At 46.4% G+C, this 560-nt stretch carries 1 protein-coding gene; it reads right to left on the bottom strand.

Annotated elements, in window-relative coordinates; translation table 11 throughout:
* The coding region (locus tag GMD1S_RS10805; RefSeq protein ID WP_000441910.1) for an ATP-binding cassette domain-containing protein at positions 1–560 on the bottom strand (560 nt) is incomplete at both ends.

Below are 560 nucleotides of genomic sequence, written 5' to 3'. Positions count from 1 at the left end.
TGCTTGCCAACAGCTAGTAACTCACCTTTTTCCAAGAGGAGAATCTGGTCAGCCATACGAAGTGTCGAAGTCCGTTGAGAAATCAAGATTAAACTCGTGTTTGGCAAATTCTCTCGGATAGCTTTCAAGAGATTGGACTCGGTAATGGTGTCGAGGGCCGAGGTCGCATCATCTAAGATGAGAAATGGAGCTTGGCGCAAGACTGCACGTGCGATAGACAGCCTTTGTTTTTGTCCACCTGAGAAATTTCGACCTCCAGCCTCAACCAGGGCATCCAAGAGTCCTTCCTTTTCACTGACAAAATCCTTAGCTTGCGCAATCTCCAAGGCCTGCCAGAGTTCTTGGTCAGATACTTCTTGATTGAAACCCAGAGTCAAGTTGGAACGAATAGTTCCCTTAAAAAGTTCGACTTTTTGAGGCACATAGGCAATCCAAGACCGCCATTGCTCAAGATTACGAGGACTACGTCCATTTCGATAAAGGTCAATACTTCCCTTGTCTGCCGGATAAAGACCAAGTAAGACTTGCACCAAGCTTGATTTACCTGAACCAGTTCCCCC

Origin of the sequence: Streptococcus sp. GMD1S (assembly GCF_000296875.1) — a bacterium.
Lineage (GTDB): Bacteria > Bacillota > Bacilli > Lactobacillales > Streptococcaceae > Streptococcus.
The sequence above is the reverse complement of the archived record's forward strand: the minus strand, read 5'-3'. Positions and strand labels throughout refer to the sequence as shown.